At 70.4% G+C, this 19,363-nt stretch carries 20 protein-coding genes; 9 read left to right on the forward strand and 11 right to left on the reverse strand.

Going from position 1 to position 19,363, the window contains the following annotated elements; translation table 11 throughout:
* Positions 1–177: 177 nt before the first annotated feature.
* Together Q7W82_RS07160 and Q7W82_RS07165 are read left to right on the forward strand one after the other, a co-directional pair.
* Positions 178–2,493 (forward strand): DUF1631 domain-containing protein, encoded by a 2,316-nt coding sequence (locus Q7W82_RS07160; protein WP_242160302.1) that lies wholly within the window; start codon positions 178–180, stop codon positions 2,491–2,493.
* Positions 2,494–3,039: 546 nt separating this feature from the next.
* Positions 3,040–4,119 (forward strand): NAD(P) transhydrogenase subunit alpha, encoded by a 1,080-nt coding sequence (locus Q7W82_RS07165; RefSeq protein WP_242160303.1) that lies wholly within the window; start codon positions 3,040–3,042, stop codon positions 4,117–4,119.
* A gap of 307 nt (positions 4,120–4,426) precedes the next feature.
* Here Q7W82_RS07165 and Q7W82_RS07170 read toward each other — a convergent pair whose 3' ends face one another.
* From Q7W82_RS07170 to Q7W82_RS07180, 3 genes are read right to left on the reverse strand one after another with little or no spacing between them, the layout of a single operon-like run.
* A complete protein-coding gene (locus Q7W82_RS07170; protein ID WP_242160304.1) occupies positions 4,427–4,927 on the reverse strand; it encodes a DUF3106 domain-containing protein in 501 nt (166 codons plus the stop codon).
* A 5-nt stretch (positions 4,928–4,932) separates the two neighbouring features.
* Positions 4,933–5,328: a hypothetical protein gene (locus Q7W82_RS07175; protein WP_242160305.1), complete on the reverse strand. Its 396-nt coding sequence runs from the start codon at positions 5,326–5,328 to the stop codon at positions 4,933–4,935.
* Positions 5,325–5,900 carry an RNA polymerase sigma factor gene (locus tag Q7W82_RS07180; RefSeq protein ID WP_242160306.1) on the reverse strand — a complete coding sequence of 192 codons (576 nt, stop codon included), beginning with the start codon at positions 5,898–5,900 and terminating at the stop codon, positions 5,325–5,327. The genes Q7W82_RS07175 and Q7W82_RS07180 overlap by 4 nt, the downstream gene beginning before the upstream one ends.
* 165 nt (positions 5,901–6,065) lie before the next feature.
* On the opposite strand from Q7W82_RS07180, the gene Q7W82_RS07185 reads away from it, so the two are divergent.
* Entirely contained in the window at positions 6,066–6,377 is a 312-nt protein-coding gene (locus Q7W82_RS07185; protein WP_010341238.1) for an NAD(P) transhydrogenase subunit alpha, read from the forward strand.
* 104 nt (positions 6,378–6,481) lie between these two features.
* A complete protein-coding gene (locus tag Q7W82_RS07190) occupies positions 6,482–7,951 on the forward strand; it encodes an NAD(P)(+) transhydrogenase (Re/Si-specific) subunit beta (RefSeq protein ID WP_242160370.1) in 1,470 nt (489 codons plus the stop codon).
* Between the two features lie 205 nt (positions 7,952–8,156).
* Here the strand turns inward: Q7W82_RS07190 and Q7W82_RS07195 are convergent, their stop codons facing one another.
* Positions 8,157–8,576, reverse strand: coding sequence for a hypothetical protein (locus tag Q7W82_RS07195; protein WP_242160307.1), 420 nt, complete (start codon positions 8,574–8,576; stop codon positions 8,157–8,159).
* Positions 8,577–8,681: 105 nt separating this feature from the next.
* Here Q7W82_RS07195 and sufT point away from each other — a divergent pair, with 105 nt between their 5' ends.
* From sufT to Q7W82_RS07210, 3 genes are all read left to right on the forward strand, one after another.
* Complete coding sequence (gene sufT / locus Q7W82_RS07200; protein ID WP_242160308.1) at positions 8,682–9,233, forward strand: putative Fe-S cluster assembly protein SufT; 552 nt, start codon at positions 8,682–8,684, stop codon at positions 9,231–9,233.
* A 108-nt stretch (positions 9,234–9,341) separates the two neighbouring features.
* Positions 9,342–10,442, forward strand: coding sequence for a branched-chain amino acid aminotransferase (locus Q7W82_RS07205; RefSeq protein ID WP_242160309.1), 1,101 nt, complete (start codon positions 9,342–9,344; stop codon positions 10,440–10,442).
* Positions 10,443–11,025: 583 nt separating this feature from the next.
* Positions 11,026–12,810, forward strand: a complete 1,785-nt coding sequence (locus Q7W82_RS07210; RefSeq protein ID WP_242160310.1) for a S8 family peptidase — start codon at positions 11,026–11,028, stop codon at positions 12,808–12,810.
* Positions 12,811–13,129: 319 nt separating this feature from the next.
* Here Q7W82_RS07210 and ybaK read toward each other — a convergent pair whose 3' ends face one another.
* The 4 genes from ybaK to wrbA form a co-directional block, all read right to left on the reverse strand.
* Positions 13,130–13,603, reverse strand: a complete 474-nt coding sequence (ybaK, locus tag Q7W82_RS07215; protein ID WP_242160311.1) for a Cys-tRNA(Pro) deacylase — start codon at positions 13,601–13,603, stop codon at positions 13,130–13,132.
* Between the two features lie 9 nt (positions 13,604–13,612).
* Positions 13,613–14,098 (reverse strand): asparaginase domain-containing protein, encoded by a 486-nt coding sequence (locus Q7W82_RS07220; protein WP_017909075.1) that lies wholly within the window; start codon positions 14,096–14,098, stop codon positions 13,613–13,615.
* A gap of 79 nt (positions 14,099–14,177) precedes the next feature.
* Positions 14,178–14,534, reverse strand: a complete 357-nt coding sequence (locus Q7W82_RS07225; RefSeq protein ID WP_242160312.1) for a DUF2069 domain-containing protein — start codon at positions 14,532–14,534, stop codon at positions 14,178–14,180.
* Entirely contained in the window at positions 14,531–15,127 is a 597-nt protein-coding gene (gene wrbA / locus Q7W82_RS07230) for an NAD(P)H:quinone oxidoreductase (protein WP_152246294.1), read from the reverse strand. The genes Q7W82_RS07225 and wrbA overlap by 4 nt, the downstream gene beginning before the upstream one ends.
* A gap of 76 nt (positions 15,128–15,203) precedes the next feature.
* Between wrbA and Q7W82_RS07235 the strand changes: the two genes are divergently transcribed.
* Entirely contained in the window at positions 15,204–16,478 is a 1,275-nt protein-coding gene (locus Q7W82_RS07235) for a YihY family inner membrane protein (protein ID WP_242160371.1), read from the forward strand.
* Positions 16,479–16,483: 5 nt separating this feature from the next.
* On the forward strand, positions 16,484–17,107 hold the full coding sequence (locus Q7W82_RS07240) for a TlpA disulfide reductase family protein (protein ID WP_242160372.1): 624 nt from the start codon (positions 16,484–16,486) through the stop codon (positions 17,105–17,107).
* 454 nt (positions 17,108–17,561) lie between these two features.
* Here Q7W82_RS07240 and ppk2 read toward each other — a convergent pair whose 3' ends face one another.
* Genes ppk2 through moaB form a run of 3 tightly spaced genes read right to left on the reverse strand, consistent with a single transcriptional unit; the run spans position 17,562 to position 19,223 of the window.
* Positions 17,562–18,350 carry a polyphosphate kinase 2 gene (gene ppk2, locus Q7W82_RS07245; RefSeq protein WP_242081685.1) on the reverse strand — a complete coding sequence of 263 codons (789 nt, stop codon included), beginning with the start codon at positions 18,348–18,350 and terminating at the stop codon, positions 17,562–17,564.
* Positions 18,347–18,691 (reverse strand): helix-turn-helix domain-containing protein, encoded by a 345-nt coding sequence (locus Q7W82_RS07250; protein ID WP_010341252.1) that lies wholly within the window; start codon positions 18,689–18,691, stop codon positions 18,347–18,349. Before Q7W82_RS07250 ends, ppk2 begins: the two co-directional genes overlap by 4 nt.
* Before the next feature lie 13 nt (positions 18,692–18,704).
* On the reverse strand, positions 18,705–19,223 hold the full coding sequence (moaB, locus tag Q7W82_RS07255) for a molybdenum cofactor biosynthesis protein B (RefSeq protein WP_242160313.1): 519 nt from the start codon (positions 19,221–19,223) through the stop codon (positions 18,705–18,707).
* Positions 19,224–19,363: the final 140 nt, after the last annotated feature.

Here is a 19,363-nt window from a genome sequence, read left to right on the forward strand (position 1 = left end):
CGCTGCCACGCCCTACGATCCTGCGCGGTGTCACGTTCTGGAGCGAGAAATGCGTAGCCCATCACGGTCGACATTCAGCTACCTTGCCTACCATGCAGGAGCGGAAACAGGGGCCGCGTCTGTTCGTCCTCCACCATTCTTCTATCTGGCGCCGTCCATGGCGCGGAGCCGTCGCGCATGAGTTTCAGCCCCAGCCCGCACGCACACCCGGCGCGTGATCCGCGCCTGTTGACGCAGGCGCGCGAGGGCATGCTGCCGGTGCTGGGCCAGGCCTTCGCCGCGGCGCTGGCGCATTTCGACGATGTGCTGTTCGACCGCGCCGAGAGCGCCGGCGCGTCGCAGCTGCTATTTCTGGACGGCATGCGCGAACTGCGGCGCCGCCGCGACGAGATCGCCGCGCGCTTCCGCGCGCAACTGCACACCGCCTGGGAGGCGCTGGAGGCCGGCGCGCCGCTGTCGGCCGAGGTCGCCCTGGCCGGCTACGGGCAGGGCCTGAGCCTGATCTCCGAACACGAACTGGAATCGCGGCTGGCGGTGCGCAACCTGGCCAGCGTGCTGCTGCGCGAGTGGAAGCCGGTGCTGACCCGCATCGACCGGCGCCTGGGCTGGATCGCCGGCGGCCTGGAACTGGATGCGGACACCAATCCGATCGGCCCCGAACACATCGGCGTGGCCGTGCATGCCGCGTTCTCCACCAGCGACCTGGCCCCGGAAGTGCGGCTGGTGCTGATCAAGCTGTGCGAGCGCGACTTCACCGCCGGGGTCGGCAAGCTCTACCAGGACCTGGACGACAGCCTGGCCCAGGCCGGGGTGATGCCGGAGATCTCGCGGCCACGGACGCCGCCGCCGCGGCGCACGCCGCCACCGGAGCAACGCCCGCCGCGCGAGCCCGGCGCGCCGGCCGATGCCGGCGTCGGTGCCGAGCTGGGCGAGGAGGAAGAACACTACGCGCCGGCCTGGGCCAACCGCTTCGTCAACCGGTGGGCCGAGCGCCGCGGCAGCCTGCAGGCCGGCGAGCGCTACGAGGGCGCCGAGGCGCGCCTGCCCGGCGGCAGCCAGGGCGTGTTGCTGGAGGCGCTGCACGAGCTGCTGCAGCAGACCCGCAACGCGCGCGAGAGCGCCACGTCCGCGGCGACCGCCGCGGTCGGCCAGCAGCGGCCGCTGAGCCAGCGCGAGATGATGTCGGTGCTCTCGCTGCTGCAGGCCACGCCCAGCGCCACGCTGCGCGCGGCGATCGGCGACGACAGCGAGTCGCTGGCGCAGCGGCTCAAGAGCGAGGTGCTGTCCAACGCCACCCAGTTCGGCGTGGACCCGGCGCATGCACGGCTGGATCCGGTCGACGAGGACGCGATCGACCTGGTCGGCATGCTGTTCGACGTGATGCTCGACGAGCGCGACCTGGAAGGCCGCTCGCGCGAACTGATCGGCCGGCTGGTGGTGCCGTTCGTCAAGGTCGCGCTGCTGGACCGGCGCATGTTCGTGCAGAAGACCCACCCGGCGCGGCGCCTGCTCAACTCGCTGGCCGAGGCCTGCGAGGGCAACACCGGCGAGAGCCAGGCCGAGCGCGTGCTGATGGGCAAGGTCGAGGAGATCATCGACCGGCTGGTGGCCGAGTTCAACGAGAACCTGGCGATCTTCCTGACCCTGGAAGAGGAATTCCGCGATTTCCTGATGCAGCATCGCCGCCGCATCGAGATCGCCGAGCGCCGCGCCGCCGAGACCCAGCGCGGCCAGGAGAAGCTGGAACTGGCGCGGCAGCGCGCCGACGCAGAATTGCAGGTGCGCCTGCAGGGCCGGCAGTTGCCGCAGGCGCTGCAGGATTTCCTGCGCCAGCCGTGGCAGCACCACCTGACCATGGCGATGCTGCGCGAAGGCGAGGGCGGTCCCGGCGTGCGCGATGCGCTGGCGCTGGCCGACGGCCTGCTCGAGGAAGCCGCCGAGGCGCAGCGGCACATCGTCGGCAAGCCCTGGTTGCAGGCCTGGCAGGGCGCGTTGCAGCGCGTCTTCGCCAGCGTCGGCCTGCATGCCGAGGCGGCCGCGGCGGCGATCGATGCGCTGCACGACACGCTGCAGGCGGTGGCCGAACTGCGCCCGGAACTGGAGCGGCCGCTGCCGGAACTGCCGCAGGTGGCGCTGCCGCAGCCGCCGGTGCAGGAGGCGCAGCCGGTGGAGGTGGCGCCGCCGCAGACCATGGACGATTTCGACAACGCCGATGCCGACCGCTTCCGCGCGATGCCGATCGGCACCTGGCTGGATTTCGTCGACCGCGACGGCAAGATGCAGGCCGGCAAGCTGTCGTGGGTGAGCCCGATCTCGTCGCGGCTGCTGTTCGTCAACCGGCGCGGCGTGCGCTTCTGCGTGGCCTCGCCGGAAGAGCTGGCGGTGATGGTGCGGCTGGGCCGGCTGCGCGCCCACGTCGACGACGGCGCCTTCGACAGCGCCATGCAGGGCGTGATCGACCGCCTGGATCCGCATAGCGCGACCTTGCACTGAGGGCACCGTGGCGGCGCGGGCGATTGCGGCCGTGGCCTCGCGCGTGTCACATGCAGCTCGGCTGCCCGTATTGGCGGCGTCAGCGCATCACGAACCCTGCGCTTCTGTCGGCTGTTAGCCGGCAGGCCATCGCGATCGTAGGAACGGCTTCCACCGCGACGGGCATTCCCGGGAATGCCCGTCGCAACTCAAGCCGTTCCTATCCGTGGGCATTACCTAGCTCCAGGAGGTTGCCTCCGTCGCGAACGGGTTTCCTCGCTCTGCCGGTCGCGGCTGACGCCGCGCCTGCGCACCATCGATCCACGTTGGTCATCGCATTCGGCGATGCGCGTTTGCTGGCAAGCCGCGTCACATCCGACTCGGCGAGGCGCCCGGCCGCCATCGTCAGAGCGTGCGCCTGCACCGACGCGACCCGCAGGGGTGCCATCGCGTCCGTATCGCCAGCGCGCCTGTCCACCGACGCCCGCCTGGCGGGCGGCGTGCCTCCACCTGGCGTTAGGACCCTGTAGGATCGGCGCGGACGACGGGCAAGGCACGGGGAATCGCATGGCAGTGCAGGTGCTGGTGGTGAAGGAGTCGGCGCAGGGCGAACGCCGCGTGGCGGCCACGCCGGAGACGGTCAAGAAATTGGTCGCGCTGGGCGCGCAGGCGCGGGTCGAGCCGCAAGCGGGGGTGTCGGCCGGGTTCGTCGATGACGCGTATCTGGCCGCTGGCGCCAGCCTGGCCGATGCCGACAGCCCGGCGCAGGCGGATCTGGTGCTGTGCGTGCAGCCGCTGCCGGCGCTGGCGCTGGAGCAGCTCAAGGAAGGCGCCTGCGTGGTCGGCATCCTGCAGCCGCAGGCCGATCCGGCGCGTGCGGCGGCATTGCAGGCCCGGCAACTGGTTGCCTTCCCGTTGGAACGGCTGCCGCGCACCACCCGCGCGCAGGCGATGGACGTACTCAGCTCGCAGGCCGGCATGGCCGGTTACAAGGCGACTCTGATCGCCGCGCAGTTGGCGCCGCGCTTCTTCCCGATGCTGACCACCGCGGCCGGCACCATCCGCCCGTCCAAGGTGCTGATCGTCGGTGCCGGCGTGGCCGGCCTGCAGGCCATCGCCACCGCCAAGCGTCTGGGCGCGCAGGTGGAGGGCTTCGACGTGCGCCCGGAAACCCGCGAGCAGATCGAATCGCTGGGCGGCAAGTTCCTCGACCTCGGGGTCAGCGCCGCCGGCGAGGGCGGCTACGCGCGGCAACTCACCGACGACGAACGCGCGGAGCAGCAGCGCCGCCTAGCCGAGCACCTGAAGGGCATCGACGTGGTGGTGTGCACCGCCGCGGTGCCGGGGCGGCCGGCGCCGAAGATCCTCAGCGCGGCGATGGTCGCCGGGATGAAGCCCGGCAGCGTGGTGGTGGACCTGGCCGCCGAGACCGGCGGCAACTGCGAACTGACCCGGCCTGGCGAGACCCTCGAACACGCCGGCGTGACCATCGCCGGTCCGCTGGACCTGGCCAGCATGGGCGCGGTGCATGCCAGCGAAATGTACGCGCGCAACGTCTACAACTTCGTCGCCCTGTTCCTGAAGGACGGCGCGATCGCCTACGACTGGAACGACGAACTGCTGGCGAAGACGCGCTGGACGGCGTGAGCGCGGCCGCGACGGTTGGGCGCCGGCTCGGTCGGCGCTGATCTGCCGGCACGGTAGCCCGTGTAGGAGCGGCTTCAGCCGCGACGGGCACTACCGAAAACGCCGCGTCGCGCCTGGAGGGCGACTCCGGGAAGCGTTCCGTAGGAGGGCTTCCAGCCGCGACCGGGGTTACCGGCAACGCCTCGCAGCTGAAGCCGCTCCTACGAGGTGATGTCTGCGGCGCTGGAGTCCATTCCATGCGCAGCACCCGGCGATGCGAGGACGCGAGCGCCATGCGCATCAGGCTTGGGCCGGCGCCGCGGGTCGCTTACCGGGACGCATCGGGCGGCGGCCGGTCGTCCGGGCCGGCATTGGCGCGGATCCAGGCGGCGCGTTGCGCCGGCGTCATCGCTTCCCAGCGGTCGCGCAATGCCTTGCGCTGCTCCGGCGGCAGCGCCCGCATGCGGTCGAACAGCACCCGCGCTTCCTCGCGCTGTTGCGGGCTCATGTCCTCGTAGCGACGCGCACCCTTGCGCGCTTGGTCGCGTTGCTCCGGGGTCATCGACTGCCAGCGTTGCGCGTGTTCGAACATGCGCCGGCGTTGCTGCGGAGTGTCGTTCCAGCGCTGGCGCAGCGGCGCGATCAGCAACTCGCGCTGCTGCGGGCTCAGGTGTTCCCAGTCGGGCAGCGGTGGGCCGGCGTCGTCGTCGCGGTCGGCGGCGGGGGGCGGTGGCGGCGGTCCCGGCGGGGGCGGGGCGGCAAAAGCGGCCGGGACGACGCTGCCGGCCAGCAGCGCCAGCGCCAGGGAGAGACGGATCAGGCGAGTCATCGGGTTCATTCCATTGCCAGCGAGGTATCGGAGCCCAGCCACAGGTACAGGTCGGGATTTTCGTCCAGCATCGCGGTCGCGGCCTGGTCGGTATCGGCGCCCGCGCCTGCCGGCGTGCTCGCGACCACGGGCGTGCCGGCAGCGACGCTGGCGGTGGTGGTCGGCACCGACGGGGCAGGGCGCAGCAACAGGTGCACGCCCAGTGCCGCACCGAGCAGCGCCGGCACCGCTGCCAGCAGCCAGCCCCAGCGACGGCCCGGTGCCGTGTGCGTCTGGCTGGCCTGCCGGCGCGCCGCACGCAGCCGCGCCAGGGTCGGCGCGGGCAGGGCCTGCAGGCCGGCCTGATGGACGGCGCGCAGGCGCGCGTCGAAATCCGCGGAGCGGGTGGGATCGGATGTCATCGGACGTCCTCCAGATGTTTCTGCAGCGCCTCGCGGGCGCGCGACAGATGGGTTTTTACCGAGCCTTCCGAGCAGCCCATCGCGCGTGCGGTGGTGGCCACGTCCAGCTCTTCCAGCACGCGCAGGGTGAAGGCCTCGCGCTGCCGGGCCGGCAGTGCACGCAGTGCCGTCACCAGCCGCGCATGGGTCTGGCGGCGCTCGTGCTGCTCGGACGGATTGGGGCCGTCGTCGGCCCAGTCCGGCGGGCTGTCCGCGTCGCGCTCGCTGTTCGGCGCCCAAAAGCGCAGGCGGAAATGGCGGCGACGCTGCAGGTCGATGATGCGCCGGCGCAGGATGCTCCAGAACAGCGGCGTCCACTCCTGCGCCGGGCGCTCGCGGTAGGCCAGCAGCTTGATCATCGCGTCCTGCACCGCATCCAGTGCGTCCTCGCGCTGGCGCAGGCCGGCTTCGGCGAAGCGGAACGCGCGCGGTCCGATCTCGGCCAGGAACGCGTCCAGCGACGCCGGCAGCGGGCGCTGTTCGGGATCGGCATCGGTCGACGGCGGGGCGAGGGCAGGCGTGCTCACCAGCACAGCTTAGCTTCCTGGCAGGGGGATGCCGTGGTAAACGCGCCGCGGCGGTCGCGGTTGACCGGCCGTCGCCCGGCGGCTCCACGCAACGGCAGGGCGGCATCGCACAGCGGTTCAGCACGCGGTTATGATGCGGCGGACGGGCGCGGCGCCCGGGAGAGCAGTGCGATGAGCGACGGGTTCGTGGCCTTGTACATCTTCATGCTGGCGGCCATCGCCGGGCACGTGATCATCTCGCGGGTGCCGGTGATCCTGCATACCCCGCTGATGTCCGGTTCCAACTTCATCCACGGCATCGTGCTGATCGGCGCGATGGTGGTGCTGGGCCATGCCGACACGACGCTGGAAAAGGCCATCGGCTTCGTCGCGGTGCTGCTCGGCGCCGGCAACGCCGCCGGCGGCTACGTGGTGACCGAGCGCATGCTGGACATGTTCAAGTCCAGCAAGCCGGACGCCGCCAAGACCAAGGCCAAGGATTGAATGCGCGGCAGCGGCGCATCGCCGCGGCGCTGGCCGTGGTCGCCTTGCTCGCGTTGCTCGGCATCGCGCTGGTCTTTCTGTCCCACTTGCTGCCGCTCGGGCAGATGTCCTTTTTCGGAGCACGCCTGCTGATGGAACTGTTGCCGATCCTGATCAAGAGCAGCTACCTGGTCGCCGCCACGCTGTTCCTGCTCGGCCTGCAGCGCATGGCCTCGCCCAGGACCGCGCGCAGCGGCATCCGCTGGGCCGGCTTCGGCATGCTGCTGGCGACCGCCGCCACCTTCCTGCTGCCGGGGCTGCACAACCTGCCGCTGATCGTGCTGGCGATCGTGCTCGGCACCGCCGCGGCGTGGATCTCGGCCAAGAAGGTGGCGATCACCGACATGCCGCAGATGGTCGCGCTGTACAACGGCATGGGCGGCGGCTCGGCGGCGGCGATCGGCGCGGTGGAACTGCTGCGCTTCTCGTTCCTGATGCGCCGCGATACCACGCACTGGAGCGAGGCCGCGATCGCCGCGCTGGCCGCGCGCCAGCCCGATGCGACGACACTCGCGTTGGCGGTGATCGGCTCGGCGATCGGCGCGGTGTCGCTATCCGGCTCGATCATCGCCTGGGCCAAGCTCGACGGGCGCCTGGACAAGCGCGTCACCTTCCCCGCGCAGCAGGCGTTCAACCTGCTGGTGTGCGTGGCGATGCTGGGCGTGGGCGCCTGGGCCGCGATCAGCCTGAGTCCGCTGGCGATCGTGCTGTTCTTCGTGCTGGCGCTGGCGCTGGGCGTGCTGATGACGCTGCCGATCGGCGGCGCCGACATGCCGGTGGTGATCTCGCTGTACAACGCCTTCACCGGCCTGGCGGTGGCGTTCGAAGGTTACGTGCTCGGCAACGAGGCGCTGATCATCGCCGGCATGATGGTCGGCGCGGCGGGCATCCTGCTGACCCGGCTGATGGCCAAGGCGATGAACCGGCCGATCCGTGGCGTGCTGTTCTCCAACTTCGGTGGCGGCGGCCAGGCGCAGGCGATCGCCGGCAGCCAGAAGCCGATCGAGGCCGGCGATGTGGCGGCGATGATGGCCTATGCCGAGCGCGTGGTGATCGTGCCCGGCTACGGCATGGCGGTGGCGCAGGCCCAGCACAAGATCTGGGAGCTGGCGCAGCGGCTGATCGAACGCGGGGTCAAGGTCAAGTTCGCGATCCACCCGGTGGCCGGGCGCATGCCCGGGCACATGAACGTGCTGCTGGCCGAGGCCGGCGTGCCCTACGATCTGATCGCCGACATGGACGACATCAACCCCGAGTTCGCCAGCACCGACGTGTCGCTGGTGATCGGCGCCAACGACGTGGTCAACCCGGTCGCCAAGACCGATCCGGCCAGCCCGATCTACGGCATGCCGATCCTGGACGTGGTCAATTCCAGGAACGTCATCGTGATCAAGCGCGGCAAGGGCACCGGTTTCGCCGGCATCGAGAACGCGCTGTTCTATGCCGACAACACCCGCATGCTCTATGGCGACGGCGCCGAGGCCGCCGGCGCCCTGGTCAGCGAGCTGAAGGCGCTGGACGGCGGCGGGCATTGAGCCGGTGCAGGGGCGGCTGCAGGAACCGTAGGAGCGGCTTCAGCCGCGACAGGCATCACCGGTAAGGCCTGTCGTAGCTGATCCCAAAAAAAGGGGACAGGCGCCACGCCTACAAACGCCGCGCTTCGCGGCGCATCGGATAGGGCGTTCCCGGCGAGACCGTCATCGCCGCACCAACGGCATCCGCCGCGACCCGGGCCTCGGCTCAGCGCGCGCTGAAATACGCCGTGGCCACGCCGATGCCCAGCCACAGCAGATCGCCGGGGCTGTTGGCCAGCCGGGTCAGGGTCCAGGCGTAGTGGGCGCCCATCTTCAGCGACGAGTCCCACACGTTCAGGCCCAGGCCCGCGCCCATCTGCGCGGCGGCGATGCCCCAGTTGGCGGCCACGATCACCAGCACCGTGGCCAGCATCGCCACGGCGATGCGCAGCGGGCCGCGCGGCAGGTTGCCCAGGCGCAGCATCCAGGCGATCTCCAGCGCCACCACCACGGCCATCCAGCCGGCCTGGCGACCCAGCGACAGCGCCACCAGCAACCAGGCGATCAGCGCGGTGAAACAGCCCATGGCGAGCAGCAGGGGCCATAGCCAGTGCGAAGGCCTGGCCGGCGGGGAGGAAGGCGGCATTCGATGTTCCCGGAGAAGACGTACAGGATACTTCCGGCGCGCGCCCCGCGCACTCGGATAAACTGCACGACTTGCACCGGCGGGGCCTGGCCCCATATCGCCCTCATGTACTCACGCAGCAGCGAACCTGTCCAATTCGAACGCGATTGCGCGGCGGTGATGGTGCCGCAGGGCGACGCGGTGACCCTGCCGGCCGGCAGCTACGGCTACATCACCCAGGCCCTGGGCGGCAGCTACACGGTGTTCGTGGAGGGCAACCTGTTCCGCATCGCCGGCAAGGACGGCGACGCCATCGGCAAGGAGTCGCCGCCGGGGCTGGAACTGCCCGAGGACGCCGGCGACGAGCAGGTCGAGGCCCTGATCTGGCAACAGCTGCGCACCTGCTTCGACCCCGAGATCCCGTTCAACATCGTCGATCTGGGGCTGATCTACGACGTGGCCATGCACGCGCGCGACGATGGCCAGCGCACCGTCGAGGTCAAGATGACCCTGACCGCGCCCGGCTGCGGCATGGGCGAGATCCTGGTCGACGACGTGCGCAGCAAGCTGGAGATGATCCCGACGGTGGTCGAGGCCGACGTCGAGCTGGTGTTCGATCCGCCATGGGGCCGGCATATGATGTCCGAGGCCGCGCGCCTGGAAACCGGCATGCTCTGACCCGCGCGCGACGCCTCGCGCGTCGTGCGGAGCCCGATCGGGCGCCGCCGCTGCCGTCGCCACGACGCAGCGGCCCTGGCCATCCCTCGACTACCACAGGAATCCCCGGTGTCCGCTACCGAGCCGTCCACGCAGTTCCGCCTGATCCCGTCCACCGCCGCGCGCAGCGCCGAGGCGCGCGCGCAGATCCTCGCCGCACCGGGCTTCGGCAACTATTTCACCGACCACATGGTCGCCATCGAATGGAGCCGCGAGCAGGGCTGGCACGACGCCGAAGTGCGTGCCTACGGCCCGCTGGCGCTGGACCCGGCCGCCTCGGTGCTGCACTACGGCCAGGAGATCTTCGAAGGCATCAAGGCCTACCGCCATGCCGACGGCTCGATCTGGACCTTCCGCCCGGAGGCCAACGGCAAGCGCCTGCAGCGCTCGGCGCAGCGCCTGGCGCTGCCGGAACTGCCGGTGGCGCTGTTCGTGGAGTCGCTGCGGCAGCTGATCGCGGTCGACGCGGCGTGGGTGCCGTCGGCACCGGAGACCAGCCTGTACTTCCGTCCGTTCATGATCGCCAACGAGGCCTTCCTGGGCGTGCGCGCCGCGCAGAAGGCCGGCTACTACGTCATCGCCAGCCCGGCCGGCGCCTATTTCGCCAAGGGCGTGGCGCCGGTGGCGATCTGGCTGTCCACCGACTACGCGCGCGCCGCCAAGGGCGGCACCGGCGCGGCCAAGTGCGGCGGCAACTATGCCGCCTCGCTGCTGCCGCAGCAGCAGGCGCAGGCGCAGGGCTGCTCGCAGGTGCTGTTCCTCGACCCGGTCGAGGGCAAGTACATCGAGGAACTGGGCGGCATGAACGTGTTCCTGGTGATGCGCGACGGCAGCCTGGTCACCCCGGCGCTGTCGGGCAGCATCCTGGAAGGCATCACCCGCGACAGCATCCTGCAACTGGCCCGCGACCGCGGCATGCAGGTGGTGGAGCGGCAGGTGAGCATCGACGAATGGCGCGACGGCGTGGCCTCGGGCGAGATCGCCGAGGTGTTCGCCTGCGGCACCGCTGCGGTGGTGACCCCGATCGGGCAGCTGAAGGGCAAGGATTTCGCGGTGGGCGACCTGACCGCGCCGGCCGGCCCGGTGACCCTGTCGCTGCGCCAGGAACTGACCGACATCCAGTACGGTCGCGTCGCCGATCGCCACGGCTGGCTGGTGCGGCTGGGCTGAGCCTGGCCTGTCCGGCGCCAGGGTGGCCGTTGGCGGCCCTGGCGGACGGCCCCCCGCGCCAGGGCGCATGGCCCGACGACGATGTCGTCGGCCATCGCGGGCGATCTCCGCCGCGGTGCGCTGTCGCCCCTGAAGCCTCGGCGGCTCGTCGCCGCGCCGACGCTTCTCGACCTCTCATAAGAGTCCGCCCTTGACATGGCGTGTCCATCCGGACGCGCAGCGGTGTCCTGCGGACCATTCCATCTGTCCGTCTCCGCTGTCCCGTGTTCTTGCCGCTGTGTCGCGCGGGAGCCAAAAATATGCTCCGGATTTGCCAAGTTTGGCGTCTTGACATGCTGCACCGCAGCAAAAACGAGGTGTGTATCTCTTTATTACATCGAATCCCGTAGCACTTCTCTGTTTTGTACAACGGATTTCCGTCACACCCTGCTCCATACGCGCTTGTACTGAGCTAGGTTCGATGAATGGTCGGCAACACGTGGGTCGACCGGGCTCGCAATGCACGCCAGGTTCAGGTTAGGTCCGGACCGGTGCGGCGCGGAACACCGCCAACAGGCGGCTACTCAACCGAAAGGAAGTCCGAATGTTCGAAATGTCGCATCGTGGTTCGCGCCAGCGTCCGTGGCTGGTCGTGCTGGGCGCCTCCGCTCTCACCTCGCTGCTGCTGGCCACCCCAGCCTTCGCCGGTGACGTGAACCTCTCCGGCCTGTCTTCCGAACCGACCGTGCAGCGCTTCATCGTCAAGACCCGCGACGCCGCGCCGATCAGCATCTCCAGCGCCTCCGCGGCCGCTGCCGCGCCCTCGGCGGCGCTGCGCGCGACGCTGCAGTCGGCCGCCGCCGCGCTGCCGGCCAAGAACGGCCGTGCGCTCGGCCTGACCCCCCTGCGCCGCCTGGCGCTGGGGCCGGAAGTGGTCAAGGCCAGCCGTCCGCTGGACCGCGCCGAGGCCGAGACGCTGATGAGGCAGATCGCCGCCGACCCGAACGTCGAGTACGTCGAGGTCGACCAGCGCATGACCATCGCACTGACCCCGAACGATCCGCGCCTGGGCGACCAGTGGGCCTTCGGCACCAGCAACGCCGGCATCAACGTGCGCTCGGCCTGGGACAAGGCCACCGGCAACGGCGTGGTCGTGGCGGTGATCGACACCGGCATCACCAGCCATCCGGATCTCAACGCCAACATCCTGCCCGGCTACGATTTCATCAGCGACGCCGATGCCGCGCGCGACGGCAACGGCCGCGACAGCAACCCGGCTGACGAAGGCGACTGGGCCGCCGCCGGCGAGTGCTACTCCGGCTCGCCCGCCTCCGACTCCAGCTGGCACGGCACCCACGTGGCCGGCACCATCGCCGCGGTCACCAACAACGGCACCGGCGTGGCCGGCACCGCGTTCAACGCCAAGATCGTGCCGGTGCGCGTGCTCGGCAAGTGCGGCGGCTACACCTCCGACATCGCCGATGCCATCACTTGGGCCTCCGGCGGCACCGTCAGCGGCGTGCCGGCCAACCAGAACCCGGCCGAAGTGATCAACATGTCGCTGGGCGGCAGCGGCACCTGCTCGAGCACCTACCAGAACGCCATCAACGGCGCGGTCGGCCGCGGCACCACGGTGGTGGTGGCGGCGGGCAACAGCTCGACCAACGTGTCCAGCTCGGTGCCGGCCAACTGCAACAACGTGATCGCAGTGGCGGCCACCACCTCGTCGCGGGCCAAGGCCAGCTACTCGAACTACGGCTCGGGCATCGACATCTCCGCGCCGGGCTCGAGCATCCTGTCGACCCTCAACGACGGCACCACCACCCCGGGCAACGCCAGCTACGCCTCCTACAGCGGCACCTCGATGGCGACGCCGCACGTGGCCGGCGTGGTCGCGCTGATGCAGTCGGTGGCGCCGACCGCGCTGACCCCGGCGCAGGTGGAAAGCACCATCAAGAACACCGCGGCCAGCTTCTCCTGCTCGCAGGGCTGCGGCGCCGGCCTGCTCGACGCCAACGCAGCGGTCACCGCGGCGCAGAACGGCAGCAGCGGCGGCGGTGGCGGTGGTGGCGGCGGCAGCAGCAACGAGCTGCAGGACGGCGTGGCGGTCACCAACCTCAGCGCCAACACCGGTTCCTCGCTGAACTACACGGTGAAGGTGCCGTCCGGTGCCAGCAGCCTGGTGGTCAACATCTCCGGCGGCAGCGGCGATGCCGACCTGTACGTTCGCTTCGGCAGCGCGCCGACCGATTCGGCCTACGACTGCCGTCCGTACCGCAACGGCAACACCGAGTCCTGCACCTTCAACTCGCCGCAGGCCGGCACCTACTACGTGCGGGTGAAGGCGTACAGCACGTTCTCCGGCGTCAGCCTGAAGGCCGACTACTGAGGTACTCCGTCGCGGCGGCTGCGCCATGGCCGCCGCGCACCTCCCGGTGCCGGATCGCAGTGGCCGGCCAGGACGCCGCCGCTGCCACTCTCGGTCGCCCCGCGCTTCGGCGCGGGGCTTTTTTATGGGTGCAGGGCGCGCGCTGCCGCGTGGCGCGCCATGGCGCTACGTCTTGCGCGCCATCGCTGCGGTGGTCGTGTGGATCCGCTCGCTGGCACTGCCGCGTGGATCCCGGTGTCCGCCACTACCGCGGCGCAGGTGCTGTCCGGCGCGGCGATCGGCAGGATCGCGATCTACGCCACCCGCTCCGATGTCGTCATTACTCGCACAGATCGCAAGCGCGCGCCTGCAGCGCGTCGAGCACCTGCGCGGCTTCCATCTCCAGCAGCAGGCCGCGTTGCCCGGCGTTGAACCATACGCTGCCCGCGCCCAGCGCCGATTGCTCGATCAGCACCGGCGCCGGCCGCTGCTGGCCCAGCGGACTGATGCCGCCGACCTTGTAGCCGGTGCGGCGCTCGGCCTCGGTGGCCTCCATCATCCGCGCCGCCTTGCCGCCCGCGGCAGCGGCCAGTTTCTTCAACTGCACGCGGCGGTCGGATGGCACCACGACGCAGACCGCGCGCGTGTCGACCCAGGCCATCAGGCTCTTCAGCACCCGCTCCGGCGGCAGGCCCAGCGCCTGCGCGGCCTGCAGGCCCTTGGCGCCAGCCTCGGCGGCGTAGTCGTAGGGATGCAGCCGATACGCGATGCCGGCCGCGTCCAACGCCGTGGTTGCGCGCGTGGCCTTGGACATCGCGCTCGCTCAGGCGGCTTCGAAGCGGTTGGCCGCCACGTTCTTGCGCACCTTCTGCGGGTCCCAGATGCGCCCGTTCATGGCGATGTAGACGCCAGCCGGCAGCGACTGCACCGCGCCGACCGCGCAGCCGATGTTGAACTCGGCGTCGGAGCCGCGGAAGCGGGCCGGGTTCAGCGCACCGGTCATCACGATGGTCTTGCCTTCGATCGCCTGCAGCACCTTGCCGGTCTGCACCATCGAGTCGGTGCCGTGGGTGATCAGCACATGGCGCGCGGACTGCGCGGCGATGGTGGCGCGGATCAGTTCGCGGTCTTCGTCGGTGATGTGCAGCGAATCCTTGCGGATGATCGGGATCACGGTGAAGCGGAAGGTCACGCCCAGTTCCTTGAGGATCTGGCCGATCTGCGGGTCGCCGATCTGATAGTCGGACTTGTCGTCGAAGTAGATCTTGTCGATCGTGCCGCCGGTGGTGACGATCAGGAGTTCTTCCATTGCCGTTCCTAGAAGCATGTCGGGACGCGGCCGTGGCCGCGCAGGCCGTCCATGATACCGGGCGCGGCGGGGCGGCCGCTCAGTCGCGCCCGGCCGGGCCGCGGCGGCGGGCGAAGCGCGCGCGGATGCCTGGCGCGCTGGACAGGCCCACCACCAGCAGCGCCAGCAGCAGTTCGGCCCAGCCATAGCCGCGCTGCGGCGGGTGGCTCCAGGCGGTCATCACCCCGTGGCTGAACCACAGCAGCGCGCCGACGCCGCTCCAGAATCGCGCCAGCGCCGAGCCGCGCAGCACGCCCACGGCCAGCAGCAGCGGCGGCAGCGCGAACACCAGCAGGGCGGCCAGACGGTGGCGATCGTCGTGGAACCAGGCCGCGAACAGCGCCGCCAGCGCCAGCAGCGCCACCCCCAGCGCCACCCGCAGGCGCCCACCACTCATGGCGCCGCCAGTCGTTGTGCGATGTCGGCCAGGCGCCGGCCGAGCGCGCGCGCCAGCTGCGCTTCTTCCTCGCTGGGTTGCGGATCGTCGTCGGCGCCGGCGACGTGGCTGGCGCCATAGGGCGTGCCGCCGCTGCGGGTGCTGCTGAGCAGCGGTTCGGTGTAGGGGATGCCGACGATCAGGCAACCGTGGTGCAGCAGCGGCAGATGCATCGACAGCAGGGTGGCTTCCTGGCCGCCGTGCAGGGAGGCGGTCGAGGTGAACACCGCCGCCGGCTTGCCGGCGAGGGTGCCGCTGGCCCAGTCGGCGCCGAGGCCGTCGATGAAGTGCTTGACCGGCGCGGCCATGTTGCCGAAACGGGTCGGGCTGCCCAGTGCCAGGCCCACGCATTCGCGCAGGTCGCTGGCATCCACGTACGGCGCGCCGCTGTCGGGCACCGGCGGTGCGCTGGTCTGGGTGACTGCCGCCACCGGTGGCACGGTGCGCAGGCGCGCGGTCATGCCCGGCACTTCGCCGACGCCGCGCGCGATCTGCCGTGCCAGGCGCGCCACCGAGCCGCCGCGGCTGTAGTACAGGACCAGAATCTCGGCCATGCGGCCCTCTCGTGGATTGGAACGGCCGCCAGTATCGACGATGCCGGCGTCCATGCGCATCGGGTACCCTTGCCCGATGCAGCCGCTGGACACCGTCAACCTCTGGGCCGACCGCCTGCGCGACCGCGCGCGCATGCGCAGCTTCGCCGGCTTCCTGTGGCGGCGCTTCATCGACGACCGCCTGTTCCAGGCCGCGGCCTCGCTGGCCTACACCACCATCTTCGCGCTGGTGCCGTTGGCGGTGGTGGTGTTCGGGGTGCTGTCGGCGTTCCCGGTGTTCGACAAGTGGAGCGACCAGCTCAGCGACTACATCTTCTCCAACTTCGTGCCGGCCGCGGCGCGTTCGGTGGAGTCCTACCTGCGGCAGTTCTCGGCCAGTGCCGGGCAACTGACCACCGCCGGCGTGATCGCGCTGGTGGTGTCGCTGCTGATCACCCTCAACAGCGTCGAGCAGACCTTCAACCAGATCTGGCGGGTGGTCTCGGCGCGGCCGCAGCTGACCCGCTTCCTGGTGTACTGGACGGTGCTGACCCTCGGTGCGCTGCTGGCCGCGGCGTCGCTGGCGGTGTCGGCGCGGTTCTTCGCGCTGCCGCTGTTCAAGACCAGCGAGGGCCGGCTGCTGGCGCAGGTGGTGCTGAGCGTGGCGCCGGTGCTGATCGAGTTCGTGTGCATCACCCTGGTGTACCGGGTGGTGCCGCACCACACGGTCAAGCTGCGCCACGCGGTGCCGGGCGCGCTGCTGGCGGTGCTGCTGCTGGAACTGGTGAAGTGGGGGTTGAGCCTTTACCTGGGCAGCTTCCAGTCCTATCAGCGCATCTACGGCACGGTCGCGTTCGTGCCGATCTTCCTGCTGTGGATCTACCTGAGCTGGATCGCGATCCTGCTCGGCGCCTCGGTGTCGTCCTCGATCGCCGCCTTCCGCTACCAGCCGGCCTCGATGCGCCTGCCGGCCGGCTACGAGATCTACGGCCTGTTGCGCCTGCTCGGCCGCTTCGCGCAGGCGCGCCGGCAGGGCAAGGGGCTGCAGGAGGATCGGATCCTGGAACTGGAGCCGATGCTGACCGACTCGCTGGTGCAGGAACTGCTGTGCGAGCTGGAACGCAGCCGCCTGCTCAGCCGCACCGAGCAGGGCGACTGGATGCTGGCCCGCGACCTCGGCGATGTGCCGGTGGCCGAGTTGTACGAAAATTGCCAGTTGCGCATCCCCGTCGTCGAAAGCTATCTGCCATGCCGCGACGACGCCCTGGGACAGGCGGCGTGCCGCGCGCTGGACGAACTGCGCCTGCCGCTGCGCGACGTGCTCAAGCGTCGTGTCGGCGACCTCTACACCGAGATCGGAGACCTTGCATGACCGCCATGCGCCTGCTGTTCCCGCTGTTCGCCGCCGCCGCGTTGCTGGCCGGCTGCGACCGCCAGCCCACGCCCAAGCCGGCCGACGGCGCCGCGACCACCGCGCCGTCCGCCGCGCCCAAGGCGCCGGCAGCGCCGGAAGCGCCCGCCGCGCCGGCCGCCGGACCGTCCGTGGTGCAGGAGACCCGTCCCGAGCCGACCCTGAAGATGAAGGCGGTGGACGGACGCGAGTACGACCTGGCCGCCCATCGCGGGCAGTGGGTGGTGGTGAATTTCTGGGCCACCTGGTGCGCGCCGTGCCTGAAGGAGATGCCGGAGCTGTCGGCCCTGCACGTGATGCGCGACAACATCGAGGTGGTGGGCCTGGCCTACGAGGACATCGAGCCAGCGGAGATGCAGGCGTTCCTGAAGCAGCATCCGGTGGCCTACCCGATCGTCATCGTCGACACCTACGCGCCGCCGGCCGATTTCGCCACTCCGCGCGGTCTGCCGATGACTTACCTGATCGCGCCCGACGGTAAGGTTGCCAAGCAGTTCCTGGGGCCGGTCACCGCCCACGACATCGAAACCGCGATCGCCGCCGCCGGCGGTCCGGCGCCGGGGCAGGGCAAGGCGAAGGCGGCGGGCTGAGGCTATCGATGGCCTGGGTGGCGCGGCCGCCGCCCGGGATTGGGGATTCGGGATTGGGGATGCGCGCTTCCGTGCGTGCGCATGGTGTGGCCGTCCGATCGCCGCCGAGTCGCTGTAGGAGCGGCTTCAGCCGCGACCCGGAAAACTGGCCGATGGTGGCGCCGTGGGGGAGCCCGCACCTCAAACCGATACGTCGGAAGCCCAGTGCTTTCCTTGTGGGAGGGACTTCAGTCCCGACGCCTTGGGCGACGAGAGGCTTGGATGGTTTCGCCCGTCGCGGCTGAAGCCGCTGCTACAGGAGGCAGCAGGCGTCTGCTTTGCACTCCCCGGCCGGGAACCAGCGTAGGAGCGGCTTCAGCCGCGACCTGTTCCCACCGAAGCGGTTAATCGCGCGGCCCAGCAACGTGCATTCGGACGACGACTGCACGCCGCACGCTCACCCAATCCCCGCTCCCTAATCCCCACTCCCGACCCCATACGAGGGAATCGGCTGCAGCAGCCCGAACTTTTCCTTGTGCAGCTTGTGCTTCAGCGGCGGCAGGTCCAGGTCCGGTTCGTGCAGGCGGGTTTCCGGCAACTGGTCGAGCAGGTGCCGGATCAGGGTCAGGCGGCCGCGCTTCTGGTCGTTGAAATCGACCAGGGTCCACGGCGCGTAGTCGCGGTGGGTGGCTTCCAGCATCGCTTCGCGGGCGCGGGTGTAGTCGGCGTACTGGCTGCGCGACTTCAGGTCCACCGGCGACAGTTTCCAGCCCTTCAACGGGTCGTGCAGGCGCTCGGCGAAGCGCTTTTCCTGCTGCGCCTGGTCCACGCACAGCCAGTACTTGAACAGGCGGATGCCGTCGTCCACCAGCAGCCGCTCGAACAACGGGGTCTGGCGCAGGAAGGCGTGGTACTCGGCATCGCTGCAGTAGCCCATGACCCGCTCCACGCCGGCGCGGTTGTACCAGCTGCGGTCCATCAGCACGATTTCGCCGGCGGCCGGCAGGTGCGCGATGTGGCGCTGGAAATACCACTGCGTGGCTTCGCGGTCGGTCGGCTTGGGCAGGGCCACCACGCGGCATTGGCGCGGGTTGAGGTGTTCGGCGATGGCCTGGATCGCGCCGCCCTTGCCTGCGGTGTCGCGGCCTTCGAACAGCACCAGCACGCGCTCGCCGCTGTGCTGCACCGCCTGCGCCATCGCCATCAGCTCCAGCTGCAGCGGTTGCATCAGGGCCTTGTACTGCTTGCGCTTGAGGTGACTCATTTGCTGCTCCGCTTGCGGGTGCCGGTGCCGGCCATGCTGCGCGCCACTTCCAGCAGTGCGCCCTGCTGGCGGGCGTCGAGGGCGCGGTAGGCCTGCAGCAGGTCGTGTTCGCCGCGGGTGCGCGCCGGGTCCAGTTGGCTGGCCAGTTCGCCGAGCAGCGCGCCAGCGGGGACGCCGAAGGTGCGCGCCAACGCAGTGAGCTGGGCGCGTCCGGGCAGTTTCTCGCCGGCCATCCAGGCTTTGACCGTGGCCGCGCCGGCGCGCGGAATGGCCGCGGCGATGTCCGCGGCGCTCATGCCGCTGGCCTTGGCCAGCAGACGCAACGTGGTATCCAGGGGCATGCGCGAGTCCAGGTCATTCCTTCAGTCGCGGGCGCAGCGTCGCCAGATTGCAGGGGCGGGTGCGGGCATCCAGTTGCGCGGCGATGATCCGCTCCCAGGCGGTGCGGCAGGCCGAGGTGGAGCCGGGCAGGCAGAACAGGAAGGTGGCGTTGGCCAGGCCGGCGAAGGCGCGCGACTGCAGCGAGGAGGTGCCGATCTCCTCGACGCTGATCGCACGGAACAGTTCGCCGAACCCGGGCATCTCCTTGTCCAGCAGCGGCAGCAGCGCCTCGGGCGTGGAGTCGCGGCCGGTGAAGCCGGTGCCGCCCGTGACCAGGATGCCGTCCACGGCGGGATCGGCGATCCAGGCCGAGACCGTGGCGCGCATCCGGTAGCGGTCGTCCGGCAGCAGCGCCCGCGCATGCAGACGGTGGCCGGCGCCGCCAAGCGCGGCGACCAGGTAGTCGCCGGAGCTGTCCTGCTCGAGGGTGCGTGTGTCCGAGACGGTCAGCACGCACAGGTTCAAGGCGATGAAGTCGGCGTTGGCGCTCATGCCGGCAGCCTAGCCGCTCGCCCGTCCGGCGTATAGCCTGCCGGCGCCACTGCTTCAGCCGCGGCTGCGTTGGGCAAGGGAGGCCGTCGCGGACCGAGCCGGCACGTCGCGCAATGCTGGCTGCCGAGCGGAAATGCCTG

Origin of the sequence: Xanthomonas indica (assembly GCF_040529045.1) — a bacterium.
Classification (GTDB): domain Bacteria; phylum Pseudomonadota; class Gammaproteobacteria; order Xanthomonadales; family Xanthomonadaceae; genus Xanthomonas_A; species Xanthomonas_A indica.